The following is a 22,914-nucleotide window of genomic DNA, read 5'->3' on the forward strand; positions in this document are numbered from 1 at the left end:
CACGAGGAGACGCCGTCGGGGACGATACTCGAGAGCCGGGACTCGAACGGGAGTGACGCTCGGATCTCGACGACTCTCGGAACGCGAGCCATCGGTGGAAAAGTCGTCCGTGTCGCTCTAGGCGAACGCGCGGGAGACGTCGCCGTCCTCGTCGGCTTCGGCCTGCACCTTCTCCCAGGCACCGACGAGGTCCTCCATGAAGATCTCGGTGCGGTCGTCGCGGATGGCGAACATCCCGGCCTCGGTGCAGACGGCCTTGATGTCGGCACCCGAGGCGTCCTCGGCGAGTTCGGCGAGGTGGGCGAAGTCGACGTCGTCGGAGACGTTCATGTTGCGGGTGTGGATCTTGAAGATGATCTCACGCCCCTCAACGTCGGGTTTGGGCACCTCGATGAGGCGGTCGAACCGGCCCGGGCGCAGGATCGCGGAGTCGAGCATGTCGAAGCGGTTGGTCGCAGCGATGATCCTGATCTCACCGCGCTCGTCGAAGCCGTCCATCTCCGACAACAGCTGCATCATCGTCCGCTGGACCTCGGCGTCGCCCGACGTCTTCGAGTCCGTGCGCTTCGAGGCGATGGCGTCGATCTCGTCGATGAACAGCACGGCGGGTTCGTTCTCGCGGGCGACCTCGAAGAGGTCGCGCACCAGTTTGGCCCCCTCGCCGATGAACTTGTGGACCAGTTCGGAGCCGGCCATCTTGATGAAGGTGGCGTCGGTCTGGTTCGCGACGGCCTTCGCGAGCATCGTCTTGCCGGTCCCGGGGGGCCCGTACAGCAGGACGCCCGACGGCGGGTCGATGCCGACTTCTCTGAACATCTCGGGGCGTTCCAGCGGCATCTCCACCGTCTCGCGCACCTCGTTGAGCTGGGCGTCGAGCCCCCCGATGTCCTCGTAGGTGACGTCCGGGCTGTGTTCGACCTGCATCACGCGAGCGCGCACGTCGGTCTCGTTGTCGAGCCGTTTCACGATCGACAGGGAGTTGTTGACCGCGACGCGGGCGTCGGGTTCGAGCTCCTCGCGCATCTCCTCTGTGACCTCCGTCAGCGCCTCCTGGTTGTTCCCGTGCTGTTTGATCACGACGCCGTCGTCGTTGATCTCCTGCACCGTGGCGACGAACAGCGGCGACTGCTTGAGCTTCTTGTTCTCGTGCGTGAGCCGCTCGAGCTTCTGCTGGTACTTGTTGTTCTCCGCGTTCGCGTCGAGGAGTTTGTCGCGCATCTCCTCGTTCTGCCGTTCGAGCACCTCGAGGCGCTCTTCCAGCGCCTCGATCATCTCCTGCTGCGACGCGACCTCCTCGTCGTACGGAAGGTCGACGTCGTCGACCGTGTCGGTCATCGTCCGTCGTAGGGCACAAGCTCATAAGAGGCTTCGGGTCGGTGTATTCCCGACCGAAGACAGACTCTCAGGGAGTCGGTTCGGCCGTACGTCCGCAGCGTGTAATTACCTTCGATAATACACCGAATTAGAAAATATTATCCCGCTGTATCACGCTACCCCACGTATGAGCACGTCCGAGGGACTTGCGAAGGCGGAGTCGAGTTCGGGATCCGGGGCAGACCGCTGGGAACAGGTCCGAGACCTCCCACCCAGTGCGAAACTGGTCGCGAAGGTCCTCGACTACGAGGAGACGCTCACGCAGTCGCAGATAGCGGAGGAGACGCTCCTGCCCGCGCGGACCGTCCGGTACGCCCTGACGCGGCTCGAGGAGGCGGGCGTCGTCACCTCGCGCTTCTCCTTCTCCGACGCCCGCAAGCGGCTCTACCGGCTGACGATCTGAGCGCGGCGTTCGTCCGCGTTCGTCCGCGTCCGTCCCGAGAGTCGGCCGGCGAGCCACCGGACCGCGCCACTGGTCGCCCACCCTCGGGTTCAAATACCGGGCCGCGGCCACCACTCCCGTGGACGGGACGACGCCGACAGGAGCGACGAAGCGTACACTCCGGGCACTCGCCAGCGGTGCGCCCGGCGACGACCCACCAGCACGGGTCGTCGACGACGCGACCGACGCCCTGGAGAGCGTCGAGACCGCCACTCGACTCGTCGACGCCGGTGGCGTGGGACGGCTGGCCCGCGCGGTCGCCGGGGCCGCCCGCGACGGCGACGACGCGACGGTCCGACGGGGGCGTGAGGCGCTCGCGGGGCTCTGTGCGTTCCGGGCGGCGCTCGACGGAGACGCCGCCACCCGTGACGCCGCCGGAAGACCGCGACGATGAGAGACTGCGACGATGAGAGACGGTCCCACGAACACGGACCGAGGAGCGACCACGGACCCACGACTGCGGATCGAAACAGGACCACGCTTCACTTCCGCCCCGGTCGCGGAACCGTTTTACCGGGTGGTGGCAAACCGGGAGACAGATGAAACGAGGTGACAGATGACCCGGGTCATCCACACAGGCGACACCCACCTCGGCTACCAGCAGTACCACTCGCCGACGCGGCGACAGGACTTCCTCGACGCGTTCGAGCGGGTCGTCGACGACGCCGTCTCCGACGACGTCGACGCGGTCGTTCACGCGGGTGACCTCTTTCACGACCGTCGACCGGCCCTGCCGGACCTCCTCGGGACGCTCTCGGCGCTCCGACGGCTCGCGGACGCCGACGTCCCGTTCCTCGCGGTCGTGGGCAACCACGAGTCGACGCGCGGCGGGCAGTGGCTCGACCTCTTCGAGCGGCTGGGCCTCGCCACGCGGCTGGGCTCCTCACCCGTCGTCGTCGGCGACGTCGCCTTCTACGGCCTCGACCACGTCCCCGCCTCGAAGCGCGCCGACCTCGACTACGTGTTCGAGCCACACGACGCCGCGTTCGCGGCGCTCGTGGCCCACGGCCTCTTCACTCCCTTCGCTCACGCCGACTGGGAGACTGAAACCGTGCTGGAAGAGGCGACCGTCGACTTCGACGCGGTACTTCTCGGCGACAACCACGCGCCGGGGACGGAGCGCGTCGACGGGACGCCCGTCACGTACTGCGGGTCCACCGAGCGCGTCTCCGCGGCCGAGCGCGACGGGCGCGGCTACAACCTCGTCACGTTCGACGAGAGCGTCGACATCCGACGGCGGGCCGTCGAGACGCGGCCGTTCCGGTTCGTCCCGGTCGATCTCGCCGAGGACGAGGGCGAAGAGCGCGTCCGCGAACAGGTCCGTCAGCACCAGCTGGACGGGGCCGTCGTCGTCATCGAGATCACCGGCGACGGCGATCCCGTCACCCCCGCGGCCGTCGAACAGCTCGCGCTCGACGAGGGGGCGCTCGTCGCTCGCGTCACCGACCGTCGCGAGTTCGAACGCGCGGGCGACACCGGCTCTGTCGTGGAGTTCGCGGACCCCGACGCGGCGGTCCGCGAGCGGGTGACCGAACTCGGCCTCTCGCCCGCGGCGCTCGACGTCGACGACGCGGTCCGGGGCGACGTCGCCGACGCGAACGTACGCGAGACGGTGAAACGCCGGGTTGAGGAACGGCTCGACGACGTCTCGGGGTTCGAGCCCGCGGACAGCGACGGAGCCGTCGTCGAGGACGAGACGACGCCTCGCGCCGACGGTGACGACGACGCCGTGAGCGCGGACGCGGAGCGCGAGGCGGAAGCGAATGCCGAGTCGAACACGGACGCCGACACGGGTAGAGGGATCGATAGAACGCCTGCCGGCGACGGTTCGGCCGACGCGGTGGGGGATGGGGACGCGACCGCAAGTGACGGAGACGCGACCGCTGTCGACGGAGAACGGGTCGGCGACGCCGACGACGCGGCCGGGACGACCGAGACGACTGGCAGCCCGACGGACGAGACCGAGCCCGACACGAGTCGCTCCGGCGCGGGAGACGACGGGGACGACGGACAGGTGTCGATGGAGGACTTCCTGTGAGGTTCGACCGGATCCGTCTGAGGAACTTCAAACCGTACGCGGACGCCGACCTCTCGCTCGACGACGGCGTGACCGTCATCCACGGGCTGAACGGGAGCGGGAAGTCGTCGCTCCTCGACGCCTGCTTCTTCGCGCTGTACGGCGCCCGGGCGCTCGACGAGACACTCGACGACCTCGTCACGACGGGCGAGGACGAGGCGGAGGTCGACCTGTGGTTCACCCACGACGGGACGAGCTACCACCTCCATCGCCGGCTCCGACGGTCGGGCGAGCGGATCCAGACGGCCGACTGCACGCTCGAGGGACCCGACGCGACCTACGATGGCGCGCGCGACGTGCGCGACCGGATCGCCGGTATGCTGCGGATGGACGCCGAGGCGTTCGTCAACTGCGCGTACGTCCGTCAGGGAGAGGTGAACAAGCTCATCAACGCCACCCCGAAGCAGCGGCAGACGATGCTCGACGACCTCCTCCAGCTCGGGACGCTGGAGGAGTACCGCGAGCGTGCGGGACAGGCGCGACTCGGCGTCGAGGACGTCAGGAGCGAGAAACGGGGCGCACTCGACCAGCTGGATGGAGAGATCGAAGCGTACGAGGAGCGCGACCTCCACGGGACGCTGAACGCCCTCCGGAGCCAGCGGCGCGAGGTCGACGAACAGGTCGAACGGTACGAGAGTCAGCGCGAGCGCGCCCGCGAGACGCTCGACACGGCGCGAAGCGTCCTCGACGAACACGAGGACCGACGCGAGGAGCTGGCGACGCTCGACGACGAGATCGACGACCTCGAGACGGCGGTCCGCGAGACCGAGCGCGAACGCGAGGAGATCCGCGAGCGGCTCCGCGAGGAGCGCGAGCGGATCGACGAGCTCGACGACGAGATCGACGACCGGCTGACGGAGACGGAGCTGGCCGAGGCCACGCCGGAGGCCGTCGACGACCGCGTCGAGACGCTGTCGACCCGCGCGGACGAACGCCGCGAGGAGGCCGCAGAGCACCGGACCGAGGCGACGGCGCTGGAGACGCAGGCAGAGAACCTCGCGTCGAAGGCCGACGACATGACGTCGCGCGCCACGGAGAAGCGTGAGCGCGCCGACGGCCTCGAGGCGGAGGCCGACACGGCCGCCGAGGAGCTGGACGAACGCCGCGAACGCGTCGCGGAACTCGAGGCGGAGGCCGACGAACTCCGGGCGAGCTTCGCGGACGAACCCGTCGACTTCGGCGCGGCGACCGAACGCGTCGAACAGCTTCGAGAGAGGCTCGCCGACGTCCGGAAGCGCCGACAGGAGATCGCGGCGGCGCTCGAGTCCGCGCGGCGTCGGGTCGACGAAGCCGAGCGCCTCCGCGAGGAGGGAAAGTGTCCCGAGTGCGGCCAGCCCGTCGAGGGGTCACCGCACGTCGAGCGGCTGGCCGACGACCGCGAGCGGGTCGCGGAGCTCGAGACGGAGCTGGCAGCGGTCGACGCCGAACGCGAGGAGTGCGAGGCGGCGATCGAGGACGCCGAGGCGCTGGTCGACCGCGAAGAGCGAGCCGAGACGATCGACGACCGGCTCTCGACGCTCTCGCAGCTGGTCGACGACCGGGCGGCGACCGTCGAGGAGACGCGCGAGCGCGCCAGCCGGCTCCGGGAGGAGGCGGCGGAGCTCGACGAGCGGGCCGCCGAGACGCGCGATGCCGCCGAGACCCAGCGCGAGCGCGCAGAGACCGTCCGGGAGCAGGCGACGGAGACCGCCGAGGCGGCCGACGCGCTGGACGAACGCGTCGAGCGACTGACCGCGTTGCACCGTCGGCTCGACGAGCGCGCCGAGACGACGACGACCGTCGAACGCCTCCGGGAGCGACGCGAGCGGCTTGCCGACCTGAACGACGAACGGAACGACAGGCTCCGGGAGAAGCGCGACCGCCGCCGCGAACTCGCCGAGGCAGTCGACGAGGAACGGGTCGCGGAGGCCCGTGAGAACGCGCAGCGGGCCGAGACGTATCTCGAACAGGTCGGCCAGACGCTCGAGGAGCTGAACGAGCGGCGCGACGACCTCCAGAGCCGCATCGGGAGCGTCGAGGGCGAGATCGACCACCTCGAGTCGCTGCGCGAACGGCGCGACGACCTCGCGTCGAAGGTCGACGCCCTGGAGTCGCTCCACGACGAGACCGAACGGCTGGAGGCGATGTACGGCGACCTCCGGGCCGACCTCCGTCAGCGGAACGTCGAGACGCTGGAGCTGATGCTGAACGAGACGTTCGACCTCGTCTACGGCAACGACGCGTACTCGCACATCCGGCTCGACGGCGAGTACGAACTCACCGTGTTCCAGAAGGACGGCACAGAACTCGCCCCCGACCAGCTGTCGGGGGGCGAGCGGGCGCTGTTCAACCTCTCGCTGCGGTGTGCCATCTACCGGCTCCTCGCGGAGGGGATCGACGGGGCTGCACCCATGCCACCGCTCATCCTCGACGAACCGACGGTGTTCCTCGACTCGGGACACGTCTCCCGACTGGTGGACCTCGTCGACGAGATGCGGTCGCTCGGCGTCAGACAGATCGTCATCGTGAGCCACGACGACGAACTCGTGGGCGCGGCGGACGACCTCGTAAGGGTCGAGAAGGATCCGACCTCGAACCGCTCGACGGTCGAACGGGTCGACGACCCGACGCTCACGGCCGTCAGCGGGGGAGCAGGACTGGACTAGAGACGTCCGGGGCGTGTAGGAACACACACCGCGGGCGGCGCGGACGCACTAGGGGCGCAACGCGGCAATTGCCTCGCGCGTCGTCTCCGTCGCGTCGTAGCCGCGCTCGCCGGCCACCTCGCGCTCGCGGACGAGCCCCGCCGCGCGGAACTCGGCGAGCAGCCCGTGGAGATCGGATTCGCAGAGGTCGTACGCGGCGAGGAGGTCTCGGACGGCGAGCGGGCCACGGTCCGACAGCTCGACGAGCAGGCCGAGCGCCCGTTCGGTGTGCGCCGCCGTCAGGACGCGCCGGACCGGTTCTGGCACGCCGAGGGCCGCGGCTTCGAGCGGCGAGACACCCTCCGCCGGGGAGAGGTCGTCGTTCGGGAGGTACTCCTCGTCCCCGGTCTCGGGGTCGCGGACGAGACTCGACTCGCTCGAGCGCTTCACGAGGAGGTAGCGCCTCCCGTCGGCGTCGCGCACCGTTCGCATACTCGAGGGGAGCCGGGCACGACGTTTAGCCGTTCCGCCGGCCGGGGTCGGTCGCCGAATCCGAATCCGCATCTGAATCCGCGCCGCCCGCTCCGTGCACACGGTCGTCCGTCGTCTCGGTCCGTGAGTCGTCGGAGTCCGTGGATGTCGCGTCCGTCGACTCGGCCCCCCATCGGCGGAGACGGCGGGGGCGTCCTCGGGTACGTCGGTCTTAAACGCCCGGGAGGTCGCGTACGCCCGGAGGCCGGCGAGCACGCCGACGGCGAGCGCCCCGCCGAGGAACGCCTGCCCGCGGACACAGCATCGCACCGATGCTCGCGTGGAAGCGGACGACGTTGACGAAGACGACGCTCGTATAGAACGTCGTGAACAGGTGTGGATCGACGTCGGCTTCCGCCGTCTCGACCTCGGGGAGCCGTGGGAGGTCGCACTCGGGGGCTCCCACTGGGACGACAGAGTGGGTTCCGCGGGTTCGTCGGGCCACGGATCGAATACGACTGTGTGGAGGCGACGTGGGAGAGAACGTGTTCGGCCTCGGGCCCGCGGTCCGAGCCGGCGACTGCGGCCCGTCGGTCGAGCGGGTCGCTCGCGTCCAGAGGCGGTAGCCGAAACAGTAGGAGAAGCCGTGAGACGAACTCGGAGGCGAGTTACGCGGCGTCCCTGAGTCGGATCGCCGCGCTGGTCTCGACCCACGCGAGCGGGTTCTCTGCGTCGAAGAACACGACGCCGTCCTCGATCTCGTATGTCTCGACCGCGACGGCTGGGTCGTGGTCGTCGGCGTGATCCCGCCTGTCGGCACGAATCGGGTCGGACATGTACTCGTGGTATGGCGTACCATGTCATAGGTCTTTCTTTCGTGACGGAATTTGTCCTCCGAATCGGTCGGTGTCGCGCCGCGAGATCGACCACGGACGCCCCCAGTCCGCATCGGGGACCGACTGGGTTTTTAGCCGGGAGCGGCAAAGGTGGTCAACATGACGCAGACGGGACTCGGCGACTTCTCCACGCCCGCCGAATCGGTCGACGAGGGTGGTGGCGGCGACCGCCCCGACGAGTCAGTGATCGCCGAGGCGGTCGCCGGCAACGGCGGACCACAGGTCACAGAGCGCCTCGAGGGCGCACGGGCGGGATACCCCGACGCAGACGGGGTCGTCGACCTGATGGTCACGCAGGTCGACTACACCATCGAGGGCCAGGGCCGTGACGAGTACCCCGTCGTCCACGTCTTCGGCCGCACGGCCGACAACGAGACCGAGCACGTCCGCGTGCTCGGCTTCGAGCCGTACTTCTACGCGCCCACGGAGACGCTCTCGGACGACCTCCTCGACCGCGACGTCATCACTCGCACCGAGGAGGGGTTCGAGAGCATCCGGGGTGAACCGCTGACGAAGATCTGCACGCGCACACCACGAGACGTCGGCCAGATCCGCGACGAGTTCGAACATTACGAGGCGGACATCCTCTTCCCCAACCGACTGCTCATCGACAAGGACGTCGGGAGCGGAATCCGCGTCCCCGAACGCCGACTCGAATCGGGCGCGATCCAGGTCCCACACGAGGAGGTAGAGGCACAGGAGGTCGACGCCGACCTCCGGGTGAACACGTTCGACATCGAGGTCGACGACCGCAACGGCTTCCCCGAGGACGGCGAAGAGCCGATCGTCTGTCTCACCAGCCACGACTCGTACGACGACGAGTACGTCGTCTGGCACACGGTCGCCCCCGAGGGGAACGGTGTATCCGTGGAGTCCCTGTCGGGGTACGATCCGCTTCGCGAGGGGATCGACGTCGAGGTCCGCTCGTTCACCGACGAGGCCGCGATGCTCGACGCGTTCGTCTCCTACGTCGAAGAGACGGATCCCGACGTCCTCACCGGGTGGAACTTCGAGGACTTCGACGCGCCGTATATGCTGGATCGGCTCGAACGACTGAACCCGACCTGCGACGAGGACCTCGCCGTCGACCGGCTCTCCCGCGTCGGCGAGGTGTGGCGCAGCGGCTGGGGCGGCCCCGACGTGAAGGGTCGCGTAGTGTTCGACCTGCTGTACGCGTACAAGCGGACGCAGTTCACGGAACTCGAGTCGTACCGGCTCGACGCCGTCGGTGAACTCGAACTCGACGCGGGCAAGGAGCGGTACTCCGGCGACATCGGCGACCTCTGGGAACAGGAGCCGGAACGGCTGCTGGAGTACAACCTCCGCGACGTCGAACTCTGCGTCGAGATCGACCGCAAACAGTCGGTCGTCGCCTTCTGGGACGAGGTGCGGTCGTTCGTCGGCTGCAAACTCGAGGACGCCCCGACGCCGGGCGACACGGTCGACATCTACGTGCTCCACAAGGTCCACGGCGAGTTCGCCCTCCCCTCCAAGGGCACGGTCGACAGCGAGGAGTACGAGGGTGGGGCGGTGTTCGACCCCATCGTCGGCGTCAAGGAGAACGTCACGGTGCTGGACCTGAAGTCGCTGTACCCGATGTGCATGGTGACGATCAACGCCTCGCCCGAGACGAAGGTCGATCCCGACAGCTACGACGGGGGGACGTACCGCGCACCCAACGGGACCCACTTCAGACGGGAACCGGACGGCATCATCCGGGAGATGGTCGACGAACTGCTCGACGAACGCGAGCAGAAGAAGTCGCTCCGCAACGAGCACTCGCCCGGCTCCGAGGTGTACGAGCAGTACGACCGCCAGCAGGCGGCGGTGAAGGTGATCATGAACTCCCTGTACGGCGTCCTGGGGTGGGATCGCTTCCGCCTCTACGACAAGGAGATGGGAGCGGCCATCACCGCCACCGGACGGGAGGTCATCAAGTTCACCGAGGAAGTAGCGAGCAGACTGAACTACCAGGTGGCTTACGGTGACACTGATTCAGTCATGCTCGAACTCGGGCCCGACGTCTCGAAAGCCGAGGCCATCGAGCAGTCCTTCGACCTCGAAGCGCAGATCAACGCCGCCTACGACGACTTCGCGCTGGAGGAACTCGGTGCCGAGGAGCACCGCTTCCAGATCGAGTTCGAGAAGCTCTACCGGCGGTTCTTCCAGGCCGGTCGGAAGAAGCGCTACGCCGGGCACATCGTCTGGAAGGAGGGCAAAGACGTCGACGACATCGACATCACGGGCTTCGAGTACAAACGCTCCGACATCGCGCCGATCACGAAGGATATCCAGCAGCGGGTCATCGAGATGATCGTCACCGGGGAGTCGACGGGGGAGATCAAGACGTACCTCTCCGACGTCATCGCCGACTTCTCCGAAGGTGATCTCTCGCTCGACGACGTGGGCGTGCCCGGAGGGATCGGCAAGCGACTCACGGCGTACGAGACCGACACGGCCCACGTGAGAGGGGCGAAGTACGCCAACCTCCTGCTCGGGACGAACTTCGGTCGCGGCTCCAAGCCCAAACACCTCTACCTCGAGAAGGTCCACCCCGACTTCTGGCAGCGGATCGAGTCGGAGCGGCCCGCGATCACCGACGACCCGCTCTACATCGCGTTCAAGCGCGACCCCGACGTCATCTGCTTCGAGTACGCCGACCAGGTGCCCGAGGAGTTCGTGGTCGACTGGGACAAGATGCTCGACAAGACGCTGAAGGGACCCATCGCACGCGTCATCGAGGCGCTGGGGATGTCGTGGGACGAGGTGAAAAGCGGCCAACAGCAGACGAGTTTCGGACAGTTCACCTGAGGATCGGCCCCCTCGCGACACGAACTGGCTTCGGGCGACCGAAACCCGGACGATTGTCGAGTTGCAACCCCCTCTTTCCCGTTTCAGAAAATATATTCTGTTAGTGAAAAGCTCAGGATGGCAAATGCGTAAGCATTATGGGTCCAACTCCCCCACTTCGGGGTAGAGGAACACCACCAACAATGGCCACACTCGAAATCAAGAACCTCCACGCCGAGGTCGCCGAAGAGGACGGCGAAGTCATCCTCCGGGGCGTCGACCTGGAAGTCAGCTCCGGCGAGATCCACGCACTGATGGGACCGAACGGCTCCGGGAAGTCGACGCTGGCGAAGATCATCGCCGGTCACCCGGTCTACGAGGTGACGGAGGGCGAGATCCTCCTCAACCTCGACGGGGACGAGTTCGGTGCGGACTTCGAGATCCCCGACGACATGCGGACGTGGGACCTTCTCGAACTGGAGCCGAACGAGCGTGCGGCGCTCGGTATCTTCCTCGGCTTCCAGTACCCCGCAGAGATCGAGGGCGTTACGATGACGAACTTCCTCCGACAGGCGCTCAACGCCAAGCTCGAAGAGCGCGAGGAGCTGTTCGAGGACGACGAGGCCGACGAAGCGGAGGAGGAAGAGGCGGGCTACGACACCTCGCCGATGGAGGGGCCGGCCGACGACGGCGAGATCGGCGTCGCCGAGTTCCAGCAGCTGCTCAAGGAGAAGATGGCGCTGCTCGACATGGACGAGAAGTTCGCCCAGCGCTACCTCAACGCCGGCTTCTCCGGCGGCGAGAAGAAGCAGAACGAGGTGCTGCAGGCGGCCATCCTCGAGCCGTCGATCGCCGTCCTCGACGAGATCGACTCCGGGCTGGACATCGACCGACTGCAGGACGTCTCGAAGGGGATCAACGCGCTCCGTGACGAGCAGGGCACGGGCATCCTCCAGATCACCCACTACCAGCGCATCCTCGACTACGTCGAACCCGACCACGTCCACATCATGCTCGACGGGAAGGTCGTCAAGAGCGGCGACGCCTCGCTGGCCGAGCAGCTCGAGGACGAGGGGTACGACTGGGTGCGCGAAGAAGTGTACGAGGCGGCGTAACTGTGTGTAGTCACACACAGGATGACACGCAACGAAACGTAACAACACGACACACATCATGAGCTCCGAACAAGACCACCTCAAAGAGACCGACACCGAAGCCCGCTTCGAGTTCAAGAAGGAGCAGAAGTCCTCCTTCCAGGCCGACAAGGGCCTCACCGAGGAGACGATTCGCGTCATAAGCGAGGACAAGGACGAACCCGAGTGGATGCTCGAGCGGCGCCTCCGCGCGCTGAAGCAGTTCCAGAAGATGCCGATGCCGACCGACTGGCCCGGCCAGCCGGACCTCTCGGAGGTCGACGTCGACCAGATCATCCCGTACATCCGCCCCGACGTCGACGTGAGGGGCGGCGTCGACGACTGGACCGACCTTCCGGACGACATCAAGGACACCTTCGACAAGCTGGGCATCCCCGAGGCCGAGAAGAACGCCCTCTCCGGCGTGGGTGCGCAGTACGAGTCCGAGGTCGTCTACCAGAACATGCAGGAGCGCTGGGAGGAGAAGGGCGTCGTCTTCTGCAACATGGACAAGGCCGTCCAGGAGTACCCCGACCTCGTCCGCGAGCACTTCATGACGAAGTGCGTCCCGCCGAGTGACAACAAGTTCGCCGCCCTCCACGGGGCCATCTGGTCGGGGGGCTCGTTCGTCTACGTCCCCGAGGACACGACGGTCGACATGCCCGTCCAGGCGTACTTCCGGATGAACTCCGAGGGGATGGGCCAGTTCGAGCACACGCTCATCATCGCCGAGAAGGGCTCGGAGGTCCACTACATCGAGGGCTGTTCCGCACCCAAGTATTCGGCGTTCAACCTCCACTCCGGCGGTGTGGAAGTGTTCGTGGGCGAGGACGCCCACGTCCAGTACTCGACGGTGCAGAACTGGTCGAAGAACACGTACAACCTCAACACCAAGCGCGCCATCGTCGAGAAGAACGGTCGAATGGAGTGGATCTCGGGATCGATGGGGTCGAAGGCGACGATGCTGTACCCCTCGTCGGTGCTGAAAGGCCGCGGCGCGTCGGACAACCACATCACCATCGCCTTCGCCGGCGCGGGTCAGAACATCGACACCGGCGCGAAGGTGTACCACAACGCGCCCGAGACCAAGTCCACGATCGAGTCCAAGTCCATCTCGAAGGACGGCGGTCGCACCAATTACAGAGGACTGGTCCACATCGCCGACGGCGCTCACGACTCCTCCACCGCGGTCGAGTGTGACGCGCTGATGTTCGACAACGAGTCGACGTCGGACACGATGCCGTACATGGAGATCAACGAGTCGACCGTCGACGTGGCCCACGAGGCCACGGTCGGCAAGATCGGCGACGAGGACGTCTTCTACCTCCAGTCGCGTGGCCTCGACGACGACGACGCCAAGCAGATGATCGTCTCGGGCTTCATCGAGCCCATTACGGAGGAGTTGCCCATCGAGTACGCGGTCGAACTCAACCGGCTCGTGGAACTCGAGATGGAGGGGAGCCTCGGATAGATGTCCACGACACTGCCAGCAACCATCTCCGAGGAGACGGTCCGACAGCTCTCCGACGAGCGAAACGAACCCGAGTGGCTCCTCGAGACGCGGCTGGAGGCGCTCGCGGCGCTCTCCGACGCCGAACTCCCGGACGTCATCCAGACGCCCGGTCGGCGGTGGACGAACCTCGAACAGCTCGACTTCGAGGAGCTCGTCGACCCGCTCGCCCAGACCGAAGAGCGCGACCTCGTCTCGCCGGAGTCCGACGTCGAGGTGCTCTCGTTCGTCGACGCGCTCGACGAGCACGAGGACGTCGTCCGCGACGCCTTCGGGAGCACCATCGCCCCCGACCGCGACTACCTCACGGCGCTGTCGGTCGCGCTGTTCTCCTCGGGGACGCTCGTCTACGTGCCCGCGGGGGTCGACGCCGAGGACGTGAAGATTCGGACACGGATGGAGGGTCGCTCGCTGTTCAACCACACGCTCGTCGTCGCCGAGGAGTCGTCCTCGGTGACGATCCTCGAGCGGCAGTCCTCCGAGTCCTTCGACGGCGACGGGATGCGCTACTACAGCGGCCTCGTCGAGGTCGACGCGGGCGAGAACGCCTACGTCCAGTACGGCTCCCTGCAGGACCTCTCCGAGGAGACGTACAACTACTCGCTGAAGCGCGGTATCACGGACACCTACTCGTCGGTCAACTTCATCGAGGGGAACCTCGGGTCGCGGCTGACGCGCTCGGACATCGAGACCGAACTCAACGGCGATTCGAGCGAGACGAAGATCGTCGGCGCGTTCTTCGGTCACAACGACCAGCACTTCGACGTCAACGCCCGCGTCTGGCACCAGGCCGAGCACACCACCGCCGACCTCGTCACGCGGGGCGTGCTCGACGACGAGGCCCGCTCGGTGTACGAGGGCGTCCAGGACGTCGGTCGAGACGCGTGGGACACCAACTCCTACCAGCGCGAGAACACGCTGATGCTCTCGGACGACTCCGAGGCCGACGCCTCGCCCAAGCTGATCATCCACAACCACGACACGGAAGCGAGCCACTCCGCGACGGTCGGGCAGGTCGACCGCGAGGACCTGTTCTACATGACCTCCCGTGGGATCCCACACCTGACGGCGCGGAACATGCTCGTCGAGGGCTTCTTCGTCCCCGTCCTCGAGGAGATCGCGGTCGACGAACTCCGCGAGGACCTCCAGGAAGCGATCGCCGCGCGGCTGCGGTAACGTCGGCTGCGGCTGCGGCTGCGACTTCGACTCTCCGTTTTTTTCGGCACGGTGTCGCCCCAGAGAACCGAGCAGGCCGACGTCGCGCGTCGAGTAGCTCGATGTGGCTGTCGTGTTAATCTGGGTAGATATCCTCGGTTGTGGAGGGAAAGAGCGAGACGACCGCACGGTGCACGGGCGTCACGAAAGCCACAGACCTCCCCAGCCGATTCGGCCACTCGTTCGCTCTACTCTCTCGTGGCCTCATCCCTCGCGCGTGAAGTCGTGAACGGAGCCGCGACCGTCACGCACCACCGCAGAGCGTCGCACGACTGATCTACGATCGCGGCCGGCGCGCGGGAGCGAACGACGTGAGCGACTCGCGCGAGGTTTTCGTGAGCCGTGGCGAACGAACGGCTCGGAGCGACGAAGTCGCTCCGGTGGGACCGTGCTCGCGCTTCCGTGCGCGAGCCACCGGCCGGGGAGGATCGAGGCTCCGGTCCACCACGCCCGTATGTCGCGCGGCGTTCGTGCTGTTCCCTCTCCACCCGATCGATTCTCACCAGAACAGTACGACACGCACGTTCACGGTCCCGAACGATCCCGGAGGTCGACACGGCGGCTCCAACGAGGACACACTGGTCCAGTGGGTGGACTCACGGCCCACTCAGGGCGATCCCAGCGGCACCCGCTCACCACGTCTGTCCCCGCGGAGCCACACGTAGCCGGTCGCGTCGAGATCGAACGTCACGCGTCCGTCCTCGACGGCGTAGTCGCCGAGGCCGACGAGTCTCGTGGTCGCGTCGGCGGGCGCGCCGAAGTCGACCGTCACCGTTCTGGGTTCGGCCGCCAGGTTGTGCGCCGTCAGGAGCACGGTCCGGCCGTGGTCGATCCGGTGGACCCAGACGTCGTGCGGTTCGACGCCGACGATCGAGAACTCGCCGGAGGAGATTTCGGTGCAGATCGTACGGGCGTCGACGATGCGGGAGATCCGGTTCAACAGCGACTCCGGGTCGGCGCGCTGGTCGGCGACGTTCACCCGCTCGTAGCTGTACCGCCCCTCGTCGACGACGGGGTGGTAGAGTGCTTCCTCGTCGGCCGTCGAGAAGCCGCCGTTGCGGTTGGCGGACCACTGCATCGGCGTCCGGACGGACTCGCGCTCCGGGAGGTCGAGATCCGCACCCATGCCGATCTCGTCCCCCGAGAGGATGACGGGCGTCCCCGGCAGGGCGAACATGAGCGAGTGCGCACAGGCGATGCGGTCGTGGTCGCCGGCGTACAGGTCCGCCAGTCGGAGACGGTGGCCGCGGCCGAAGATCCACGAGTCGCCGTCGTCGTCGCCGAAGAAGTCGCGGGCGTGGTGGAACGCCTCCCACGGGAGTTTGAGGAGGTTCCACTCGTCGTGATTGCGGAGGAAGTTGGCCCACTGTCCCACGTCGGAGACGTCGGGGAGCACCTCGAACGACCGGTAGAGTGGCCAGGTGTCTTTCACCCCGACGGCGTACGTGAGGTGGGCGTTGAGGACGAAGTTGAACATGAGGTCGAATCCGTCGCCGTCGCCGAAGTACTGGTCGAGGTGTTCCGGTTCCTCGTCGGCCTCGGCGATGAGGATGGCGTCGGACTTGGCCTCCTCGACCCACGACCGCATCCGTCTGAAGAAGTCGACGCCCTCGGAGAGGATGTGGGCGTCGTGCCCTTTCGGCATGGTCATCGGGTGGGCGGCGTCGATGCGGAAGCCGTCGACGCCGAGGTCGAGCCAGAACTCGAGGACGTCGCGGATCTCCTCCTGCACCCGGGGGTTGGCGACGTTCAGATCGGGCTGGAACCGGTAGAACTGGTGGAAGTAGTGTTTGCCCGCGACGTCGTCGTACGACCAGACGCCGTCCTCGTACTCCGGGAAGATGTTGCCGCGCTTGTGCGCCGACTCGAGGTGGCTCGTCCAGAGGTAGTAGTCGTGGTACTTCGAGCCGGGGTCCTGACGGGCGCGCTGGAACCACCGATGTTGATCGGAGGTGTGGTTGAACACCATGTCGCAGAGCACGCGGATGCCGCGGTCGTCGGCGGCCTCGACGAAGTCGGCGAAGTCGCCCAGCGTCCCCACCCGCGAGTCGACGCCGTAGTAGTCGGCGACGTCGTAGCCGTTGTCGGCGAGTGGGCTCGGGAAGAACGGTCGGAGCCAGAGACAGTCCACGCCCAGTGTTTCGAGGTAGCCGAGCCGTTCCGTGAGGCCCTGGAAGTCGCCCCAGCCGTCGCCGTCGGCGTCGTTGAACGTCTTCACGTCGAGCGAGTAGATGACGGCGTCCCGGTACCACTCCGGGTCGCCACGCCGTGTGCGGGCCATAGCCGTTCCACCGGTGGCGGGAATAAAAACCGCGGGGATTTCGCGGGCAGCCCGGTGGAGAGCCGCCTTACTCCTCTGTGTCCGACGGCGGCCGCTGGGCGAGCCGATCGAAACGGGTCTGTGCCGCCTCGGCGCGTCGCTCGGTCTCGTCGGCCCGGTACGCGAGCTCGAACCGATCGGGCGCGACGGTCAGGTCGAAGACGGCGTCGACGCGACGCCCCACCTCGGGGACCACCTCGACAGGGAGGTCCACCTGTGCGAGGGTGTCGGCGTCCCGGTCGACGACCAGCACCGCGAGGTCGCCGCCGGGCGTCTCCTCGAAGCGATCGAGCGTCGCCGTGTACGTGCCGGAGTCGAGCATCAGTAGGGAACCTCGGTGACGGTTCCCCCGTCGGGACGGAGCAGGGTAACGGTGTCGCCGTCGTTGTTCCACACCGGACGGCCGGCGCCCCAGTACAGGTCGGTGTCGGTGTCGATCCCCTGGCCGGTCCGGACCGTGACTGACGCGCCGGGGTCGAGCACGACGTCGGGGAAGGTGTACCGCACCCCGCTCTCGTCCGTGAGTACCCACCCGGAGAGATCGACGGGAGCGTCGCCACGGTTCGTCACCACGACGTACTCGTCGGCGAGGTTCTCCCGGTCGTCGCCAGCGGCGTCGGCGTGAATCTCGGATATCTCCACTCGTGTTCGCTCCGTGCGGACGGTCCCGTCGCTCCCCGCGCGGTCGCCCCCGTCGGCGTCGCCCTCGCCCGCGCGGTAGGCGTCACGGACGACGACGGGGCCACCCGTCCCGGGTTCGACGGGAGCCTCCGTCCGGAGGTCGCGCGGTCTCGTGGTCGCCGCCGCCTGCGTCGCCACCTCGATCACCCGGCCGTCGCTCGTGGCGACGACCGTCCCGTGCGTCCCCGTCCAGTACGTCGGCACTTCTCGGTCACCGAGGCGGTCGAGCACCTCCTCGTGTGGGTGGCCGTACCGGGAGTCGTACGCCGAGGAGACGACGACCACCGCGGGCGTCGTCGCGTCGAGTAACGCCGCGCTCGTGCTCGAACTGCTCCCGTGGTGTCCCGCCTTCAGCAGCGTGGCGTCGAGGGTCTGTCCGTGGGTTCGGACCAGATACGGCTCCTCGACCGGACCGGCGTCCCCGGTGAGGAGGACGCTCGTCCGCCCGAACGAGAGCCGGAGGACGACGCTGTTCTCGTTGCGCTCGCCGTCGGCGAGGGGCGTCGCGGGTGGGGCGAGCACGTCGACGTCGACGCCCTCGAGCGGGATCTCGTCGCCCGTCTGTGTCCGGTACAGCGGGACGTCGTGACTCTCGACGGCGTCGAGGTAGCGCCCGTACGTCTCGGTCGACGCCGCCACGCCGGGATCGTAGACGGCACCGACGCCGTCGCCATCGGTCTCGAGGTGATCGATGACGGCGGCGTGCCCGCCGATGTGGTCGGCGTCGGCGTGTGTCGAGACGAGCGCGTCGATCCGATCGATCCCCCGGGCGTCGAGGTAGTCGATCACGTGCTCGCCGTCGTCGCGGAAGTCGCCGGTGTCGACGAGGAGCGTCTCGCCGGTCGGGCCGACGACGAGCGTGCTGTCACCCTGGCCGACGTTGATGAAGTGGACCGCCAGTGTGCCGTTCACCCCCGGTCCGGAGTCGGTCGACCCGCCAGCGTCGGCCGTGACACCGGCGGTGGTCGTCTCGCCCACCGTCGCATCCGTGCCCGGCACACCCGGTCCGTCGGTCACGGACCCCGTCCCGGTGGTACAGCCGGCGAGTACGAGGAGACCGACGACGGCGAGCACGAAAAGCGGAGGGGGCCAGTGGCGCATACGGTCACTGAGCGCCCGGAGGTCTTGAGACTGCGGCCGGGAGTGAGGGAACCGTTTAAGTTCGTCACACACCACCTGCCGAGTATGACCGTATCGGATCGCGTCGCCAGAGGGGTGGATCCGTGAGTGTCGGCCACCGGGTGACGTCGGACCACCAGCTGGCACGACTCCTCCAGATCGGGATCGTCCTGGAGGAGGTCGTCGAGGCCCGCGCTCAGCACCACGCGGGAGAGCTGGACGAGCGTGACGACGAGATCGAGCGACTGCTCGCCGATGCCGCCGAGGAGTCCGCCGAACACCGGGCCCGACTCGAACGCGTCATCGACGAACTCGACGTCGAGAGCATCCCGTTCGAGGAGATCGACGCGCTCGTCGAGGCACAGTACGGGAAGACGAAACCCGAGGACTTCGACGGGGTGCTGTACGATCAGCTCTGCAACGAAGAGACGGCGTACAAGTTCTACGACGACCTCATCGGCGCGATCCGCGCCAGCGACGTCTCGTTCGGCGTCGACCGCGATCGGCTGCTCGACATCCTCGTCGAGATCCGAGCGGAGGAAGCCGAGGGCGTCGAGGCGGTGACGAGAGTCATGGAGCGCCGCGAATGACGCCCGCGTCGAGCCGACCAGCGCGGGACCGGGGTGTAGGTGTACGAACGACGCGGCCACCGCGAGAGGAAACCAGATGAACACCGCAGACCAGTACGTCAAGGCGATCTATCTGCTCCAGGAGATGGAGAACGGCCCCGCATCGACCGGCGCGCTCGCCGACATGCTCGACGTGAGCCCCGCGAGTGCCAACGAGATGATCGGCAAGCTCGAAGGGCGCGGGCTCGCCGAACACGAAAAGTACAAGGGCGTCCGACTCACCGAGGAGGGGATCGTCAACGCCCGCGAGGCGCTCCAGACGTACTGCATCATCGAGCGCTTCCTCGCGAACGTCCTCGACGTCGAGGAGTTCCGTGCCGAGGCACGCGAACTTGAACCCGTCATCGACGAGACGGTCGCCGAACGCCTCGACACCATCATCGAGCGCAACCCCGACTGCCCCGACTGCTTCGACCCCGAGACCGACGCCTGTCGGTACCTCGAACTCGCGTCGGAGAAGCCCGCGGACTGATCGGCGCGCCGGTCCCGCCCGACACGCGAGCGTTTCACTCAGATCTGTCATGCAATAATGTTTTGTGCCGGGGGGTCGTGTGTGGATAGAGGGGTGGGAACGAATGTCACTATCGATCGATCGGCTCTCGACGTCCTTCGCTCGGCTCTGGTGCGCGGTCGGGGACAGGAGAGAGCGACCGTCGTCGCCGTACGTGTGTCGTGGGTGTGAGACACCCTTCGACGTGGAGTACCACGTCTGTCCCGTCTGCGGAGGGTTCTCCGTCGAACTGGTTCTCTCCGAAGGCAACGAGGGGTGGAGACCGCTACAATCTTAAGTCTCAGATTGGTACGAGGGAGTACAGTCCCGTGACGTGGAGACGCGTCTCGTTTCCGCTCGTCGGGGGCTGGCGAGTGGCGTGACCAGTCCCGTGGTGTAGTGGCCAATCATAATGGCCTTTGGAGCCATTGACGGCGGTTCGAATCCGCCCGGGACTATTCTGCGAGCGTCAGCGAGCAGTGATAGTCGTTACTGGATTCGAGCCCAGACGACGAGCGGACGCGAGTCGTCGCGGTTCGATATCCGCCCGGGACTATTTTCACCGAGGTTCGAGTTCCTCGCTCCTCGCCCAAGGCCGCAACTGCGTCCGTGGAGCCGTCCGACGAGTGACCACTCCTCCCGAGTCAGTCGTCAGCCGGTGCCCCTTCGGGAGGTTCCGCGGCAGATTTCGGGTCGATCCCACGGCGATTCGCGTCGAACTCCGAGAGCCCGTAGACGAGCCCGATCAGCGAGACAGCGCCGACAGCGAGCAGGACGAACGGGGTGATGCGGGTGTAGCCCCACACGATCATCAGCACGGTCACGACGAGGATGACGGTGACCGCGTAGTAAAACTGCGTCCGGACGTGGTCGATCAGGTCGGCCCCGGTGAACGTCGACGACAGCACCGTCGTGTCGGAGATCGGCGAGGAGTGGTCGCCGAAGATCGCGCCCGAGAAGACCATGCCGACGATGACCGCGACCATGGTGTGGTTGCCGGTGAGGTCCCACGCGACTGGGACGGCGATCGGGGTCACGATAGCCATCGTCCCCCAGGAACTGCCGGTCGAGAAGGCGATGAACGCCGCAGTGAACAGCACCACGACCGGGAGGATTTCGGGCGAGAGGAACTCTTGGACCAAGACAGCGATGTACGCACCGGTGCCGAGTCCGCCGTCTTCGACGGGTGCGACGACGTTACCGATACCCCACGCGAGGACGAGGATCGTCACCGCCGTGAGCATGATTCCGAAGCCGTCGATGGTCGTATCGACGCTCTCGCCCAGCGAGAGGATGTTGTAGACGTATCCGAGCACGTACGTCGTGACCACCATGGCGAACGACCCGAAGATCAGCGCCACGGCGTAGTCGGCCCCGGTGACCATGTCGTACAGCGAGGCACCCGGTTCGAACCCGGTGAACAGCGCGGACCCGATGGTGACCGAGATCAGTACGACGATCGGCAAGAAGAACGAGGTCAACCGCGGATCGTCGATGTTCGGTTGGCCGAGTTCCGCCTCGACGTCCTGCATCGGCCGGGCGTCGTCGCGCGTCACTTTGCCGGTTTCGGCGGCGCGGTGCTCGGCGGTGAGCATCTCGCCGTAGTCACGCTGAGTGAGTACGATGATGCCGACCATCACGATGGCCAAGATCGCGTACATGTTGTAGGGGATCGACTCCAAGAACACGCCGAACGAGTCGGGAATTTCGCTCTCCGCCAGGCTCGTCGCCCCGTAGCCCGACTCGATCATCGACAGCTGGAACGCGACCCACGAGGAGATCGCCAGCGTCGCCACCGGCGCCGCGGTCGAATCGACGAGGTACGAGAGTTTCTCGCGTGAGATGTGCAGATAGTCCGAGACGTCCTTCATCGTACTCCCGACGACGGCCGTGTTGGCGTAGTCGTCGAAGAACAACACCACGCCGAGGATCCACGCGGCGGCCCCGGCTTTACGCTTGGTGTCGATCCGCTCGAGCGCGAAGTTCCGGACGGCGTGTGAGCCACCCAACCGCCAGATCATCGCGACCGACGACCCGAGCAGCAGCGTGAAGATGATGATCTGCGCGTGGAACACGCTCTCGCCGACGGCCGCCGCGATCCAATCGAACGTCTGTCCCAGACCGACCCCGCCCGTGAGGATGACGCCCCCGGCCCAGATGCCGACGAAAAGCGACAGGACCGCCTTCCGTGTGGCGATGGCGAGGACGATAGCCAGCAGCGGCGGGATAAGTGACAGCGATCCAAACTCTGTCATGTGTACACACACTACAAACTACTATTTAAACGCTCCTCAACGGAATGGGGGAGGAGTTTAATGCTGGAGCCCACGATTCGGGGGCCATGACGGGTGTCCTGGTTCCGTTCGACGGTTCGAAGCTCGCGATCGAAGCCCTTCGGTTCGCCTACGAACGCTTTCCGGAGGCGGAGGTAACGGCACTGTTCGTCGTCGACACGAGCGTCACGTACCAGCCAGAGAAGTACGTCGGGGTGAAACTCGGCGAGATCTACGAGCAGCGCGAGGCAGAAGGTGAGGCGCTACTCAAGGAGGCCGAGGTGGTCGCTTCCGACTACGACGCCCCACTGACGACGGCGATCGAGCAAGGACGACCCTGGCAGGAGATCCTCGACTACGTCGACGACCACGGGATCGACCACGTCGTCCTCGGGAGTCACAGCCGGGACTTCCTCGAGCGGTTCTTCGTCGGGAGCGTCGCCGAACGCGTCGTCGACCGGATTCCCGTCCCGGTCACCCTCATTCGGTGATCGGGTCCAGCCGACGCACCCGGCGTCGCCGTGAGAGGACGACCGCGCGTCTCGATGTACCATCTGCATCGAGACGGACACGAGGTGATGGGACGGATTGACAAGCAAATCGACCACCGTCGACTGCCGGCGTAGCTTATACGTGGCTCCCACCCGCGAGACGCGACGGACGCGGTCGTGATCTACCTCGATGAGGCGGATTCAGCTGAAGAGGTCTGGCAGCTGTGAGAGGACGCCCGCTCTGTGTTGCGTGATCTAAACACAGAGGATGATGGCCTCGATACGTCCAAGTTCGCTGAGCACCGCACTGGGCGAAACGTCTGGACTGCAGTGAATGGTGGCAGCGTCGCGATACAATACATCACTTTCGCTGGATCGA

General features: G+C 66.7%; 18 protein-coding genes and 1 tRNA gene. 12 read left to right on the forward strand and 7 right to left on the reverse strand.

The features are described from left to right. Positions 1 to 117: 117 nt before the first annotated feature. Positions 118 to 1,335 (reverse strand): proteasome-activating nucleotidase Pan1, encoded by a 1,218-nt coding sequence (gene pan1, locus FZP69_RS15015; protein ID WP_152042205.1) that lies wholly within the window; start codon positions 1,333 to 1,335, stop codon positions 118 to 120. A 166-nt stretch (positions 1,336 to 1,501) separates the two neighbouring features. On the opposite strand from pan1, the gene FZP69_RS15020 reads away from it, so the two are divergent. From FZP69_RS15020 to rad50, 4 genes are all read left to right on the forward strand, one after another. Beyond that, the gene (locus FZP69_RS15020; protein ID WP_152042206.1) at positions 1,502 to 1,777 is read left to right on the forward strand and encodes a winged helix-turn-helix domain-containing protein; all 276 of its coding nucleotides are present in this window, start codon (positions 1,502 to 1,504) and stop codon (positions 1,775 to 1,777) included. Between the two features lie 118 nt (positions 1,778 to 1,895). Beyond that, positions 1,896 to 2,210, forward strand: coding sequence for a hypothetical protein (locus tag FZP69_RS22650; protein WP_192918598.1), 315 nt, complete (start codon positions 1,896 to 1,898; stop codon positions 2,208 to 2,210). Between the two features lie 162 nt (positions 2,211 to 2,372). Further along, positions 2,373 to 3,854, forward strand: coding sequence for a DNA double-strand break repair protein Mre11 (gene mre11 / locus FZP69_RS15030; RefSeq protein WP_152042207.1), 1,482 nt, complete (start codon positions 2,373 to 2,375; stop codon positions 3,852 to 3,854). Continuing rightward, the gene (gene rad50, locus FZP69_RS15035; RefSeq protein WP_152042208.1) at positions 3,851 to 6,538 is read left to right on the forward strand and encodes a DNA double-strand break repair ATPase Rad50; all 2,688 of its coding nucleotides are present in this window, start codon (positions 3,851 to 3,853) and stop codon (positions 6,536 to 6,538) included. Before mre11 ends, rad50 begins: the two co-directional genes overlap by 4 nt. Before the next feature lie 48 nt (positions 6,539 to 6,586). Here rad50 and FZP69_RS15040 read toward each other — a convergent pair whose 3' ends face one another. Together FZP69_RS15040 and FZP69_RS22655 are read right to left on the reverse strand one after the other, a co-directional pair. Further along, a complete protein-coding gene (locus FZP69_RS15040; protein WP_152042209.1) occupies positions 6,587 to 7,009 on the reverse strand; it encodes a DUF7346 family protein in 423 nt (140 codons plus the stop codon). A gap of 647 nt (positions 7,010 to 7,656) precedes the next feature. After that, positions 7,657 to 7,824 (reverse strand): DUF7331 family protein, encoded by a 168-nt coding sequence (locus FZP69_RS22655; protein WP_192918695.1) that lies wholly within the window; start codon positions 7,822 to 7,824, stop codon positions 7,657 to 7,659. A 159-nt stretch (positions 7,825 to 7,983) separates the two neighbouring features. On the opposite strand from FZP69_RS22655, the gene FZP69_RS15045 reads away from it, so the two are divergent. The 4 genes from FZP69_RS15045 (at position 7,984) to sufD (ending at position 14,493) form a co-directional block, all read left to right on the forward strand. Next, positions 7,984 to 10,695, forward strand: a complete 2,712-nt coding sequence (locus FZP69_RS15045; RefSeq protein ID WP_152042210.1) for a DNA-directed DNA polymerase — start codon at positions 7,984 to 7,986, stop codon at positions 10,693 to 10,695. Between the two features lie 182 nt (positions 10,696 to 10,877). Beyond that, positions 10,878 to 11,789, forward strand: coding sequence for an ABC transporter ATP-binding protein (locus FZP69_RS15050; RefSeq protein WP_152042211.1), 912 nt, complete (start codon positions 10,878 to 10,880; stop codon positions 11,787 to 11,789). A 58-nt stretch (positions 11,790 to 11,847) separates the two neighbouring features. Further along, the gene (sufB, locus tag FZP69_RS15055; protein WP_152042212.1) at positions 11,848 to 13,278 is read left to right on the forward strand and encodes a Fe-S cluster assembly protein SufB; all 1,431 of its coding nucleotides are present in this window, start codon (positions 11,848 to 11,850) and stop codon (positions 13,276 to 13,278) included. Then, the gene (sufD, locus tag FZP69_RS15060) at positions 13,279 to 14,493 is read left to right on the forward strand and encodes a Fe-S cluster assembly protein SufD (RefSeq protein WP_152042213.1); all 1,215 of its coding nucleotides are present in this window, start codon (positions 13,279 to 13,281) and stop codon (positions 14,491 to 14,493) included. 646 nt (positions 14,494 to 15,139) lie between these two features. On the opposite strand, the gene FZP69_RS15065 is transcribed toward sufD, so the two are convergent. The 3 genes from FZP69_RS15065 to FZP69_RS15075 all read right to left on the reverse strand — a co-directional run bounded on the left by FZP69_RS15065 (position 15,140) and on the right by FZP69_RS15075 (position 18,634). Next, the gene (locus FZP69_RS15065) at positions 15,140 to 16,813 is read right to left on the reverse strand and encodes an alpha-amylase family protein (protein ID WP_152042214.1); all 1,674 of its coding nucleotides are present in this window, start codon (positions 16,811 to 16,813) and stop codon (positions 15,140 to 15,142) included. Between the two features lie 67 nt (positions 16,814 to 16,880). After that, positions 16,881 to 17,174: a DUF3006 domain-containing protein gene (locus FZP69_RS15070; protein ID WP_152042215.1), complete on the reverse strand. Its 294-nt coding sequence runs from the start codon at positions 17,172 to 17,174 to the stop codon at positions 16,881 to 16,883. Next, positions 17,174 to 18,634 carry a lamin tail domain-containing protein gene (locus FZP69_RS15075; protein WP_152042216.1) on the reverse strand — a complete coding sequence of 487 codons (1,461 nt, stop codon included), beginning with the start codon at positions 18,632 to 18,634 and terminating at the stop codon, positions 17,174 to 17,176. Before FZP69_RS15075 ends, FZP69_RS15070 begins: the two co-directional genes overlap by 1 nt. Before the next feature lie 122 nt (positions 18,635 to 18,756). Between FZP69_RS15075 and FZP69_RS15080 the strand changes: the two genes are divergently transcribed. The 3 genes from FZP69_RS15080 (at position 18,757) to FZP69_RS15095 (ending at position 20,229) form a co-directional block, all read left to right on the forward strand. Then, complete coding sequence (locus tag FZP69_RS15080) at positions 18,757 to 19,242, forward strand: ferritin-like domain-containing protein (RefSeq protein ID WP_152042217.1); 486 nt, start codon at positions 18,757 to 18,759, stop codon at positions 19,240 to 19,242. A gap of 76 nt (positions 19,243 to 19,318) precedes the next feature. Then, positions 19,319 to 19,753, forward strand: a complete 435-nt coding sequence (locus FZP69_RS15085; protein ID WP_152042218.1) for a metal-dependent transcriptional regulator — start codon at positions 19,319 to 19,321, stop codon at positions 19,751 to 19,753. A 403-nt stretch (positions 19,754 to 20,156) separates the two neighbouring features. After that, positions 20,157 to 20,229 (forward strand) — tRNA-Gln (locus FZP69_RS15095). A 186-nt stretch (positions 20,230 to 20,415) separates the two neighbouring features. On the opposite strand, the gene FZP69_RS15100 is transcribed toward FZP69_RS15095, so the two are convergent. Next, positions 20,416 to 22,026 (reverse strand): Na+/H+ antiporter NhaC family protein, encoded by a 1,611-nt coding sequence (locus tag FZP69_RS15100; protein WP_152042220.1) that lies wholly within the window; start codon positions 22,024 to 22,026, stop codon positions 20,416 to 20,418. Positions 22,027 to 22,112: 86 nt separating this feature from the next. Between FZP69_RS15100 and FZP69_RS15105 the strand changes: the two genes are divergently transcribed. Beyond that, positions 22,113 to 22,535, forward strand: coding sequence for a universal stress protein (locus FZP69_RS15105; protein WP_192918599.1), 423 nt, complete (start codon positions 22,113 to 22,115; stop codon positions 22,533 to 22,535). The last annotated feature ends 379 nt before the right edge of the window (positions 22,536 to 22,914 follow it).

This window comes from Salinigranum salinum (assembly GCF_009176545.1).
Classification (GTDB): domain Archaea; phylum Halobacteriota; class Halobacteria; order Halobacteriales; family Haloferacaceae; genus Salinigranum; species Salinigranum salinum.

What these genes read in the sequence shown, in the direction of transcription:
- pan1 (WP_152042205.1), bottom strand. Translation starts at nt 1,335, where the DNA reads ATGACCGACACGGTCGACGACGTCGACCTTCCGTACGACGAGGAGGTC.
- FZP69_RS15020 (WP_152042206.1), top strand. Translation starts at nt 1,502, where the DNA reads ATGAGCACGTCCGAGGGACTTGCGAAGGCGGAGTCGAGTTCGGGATCC.
- mre11 (WP_152042207.1), top strand. Translation starts at nt 2,373, where the DNA reads ATGACCCGGGTCATCCACACAGGCGACACCCACCTCGGCTACCAGCAG.
- FZP69_RS15040 (WP_152042209.1), bottom strand. Translation starts at nt 7,009, where the DNA reads ATGCGAACGGTGCGCGACGCCGACGGGAGGCGCTACCTCCTCGTGAAG.
- FZP69_RS22655 (WP_192918695.1), bottom strand. Translation starts at nt 7,824, where the DNA reads ATGTCCGACCCGATTCGTGCCGACAGGCGGGATCACGCCGACGACCAC.
- FZP69_RS15045 (WP_152042210.1), top strand. Translation starts at nt 7,984, where the DNA reads ATGACGCAGACGGGACTCGGCGACTTCTCCACGCCCGCCGAATCGGTC.
- FZP69_RS15050 (WP_152042211.1), top strand. Translation starts at nt 10,878, where the DNA reads ATGGCCACACTCGAAATCAAGAACCTCCACGCCGAGGTCGCCGAAGAG.
- sufB (WP_152042212.1), top strand. Translation starts at nt 11,848, where the DNA reads ATGAGCTCCGAACAAGACCACCTCAAAGAGACCGACACCGAAGCCCGC.
- sufD (WP_152042213.1), top strand. Translation starts at nt 13,279, where the DNA reads ATGTCCACGACACTGCCAGCAACCATCTCCGAGGAGACGGTCCGACAG.
- FZP69_RS15065 (WP_152042214.1), bottom strand. Translation starts at nt 16,813, where the DNA reads ATGGCCCGCACACGGCGTGGCGACCCGGAGTGGTACCGGGACGCCGTC.
- FZP69_RS15070 (WP_152042215.1), bottom strand. Translation starts at nt 17,174, where the DNA reads ATGCTCGACTCCGGCACGTACACGGCGACGCTCGATCGCTTCGAGGAG.
- FZP69_RS15075 (WP_152042216.1), bottom strand. Translation starts at nt 18,634, where the DNA reads ATGCGCCACTGGCCCCCTCCGCTTTTCGTGCTCGCCGTCGTCGGTCTC.
- FZP69_RS15085 (WP_152042218.1), top strand. Translation starts at nt 19,319, where the DNA reads ATGAACACCGCAGACCAGTACGTCAAGGCGATCTATCTGCTCCAGGAG.
- FZP69_RS15100 (WP_152042220.1), bottom strand. Translation starts at nt 22,026, where the DNA reads ATGACAGAGTTTGGATCGCTGTCACTTATCCCGCCGCTGCTGGCTATC.
- FZP69_RS15105 (WP_192918599.1), top strand. Translation starts at nt 22,113, where the DNA reads ATGACGGGTGTCCTGGTTCCGTTCGACGGTTCGAAGCTCGCGATCGAA.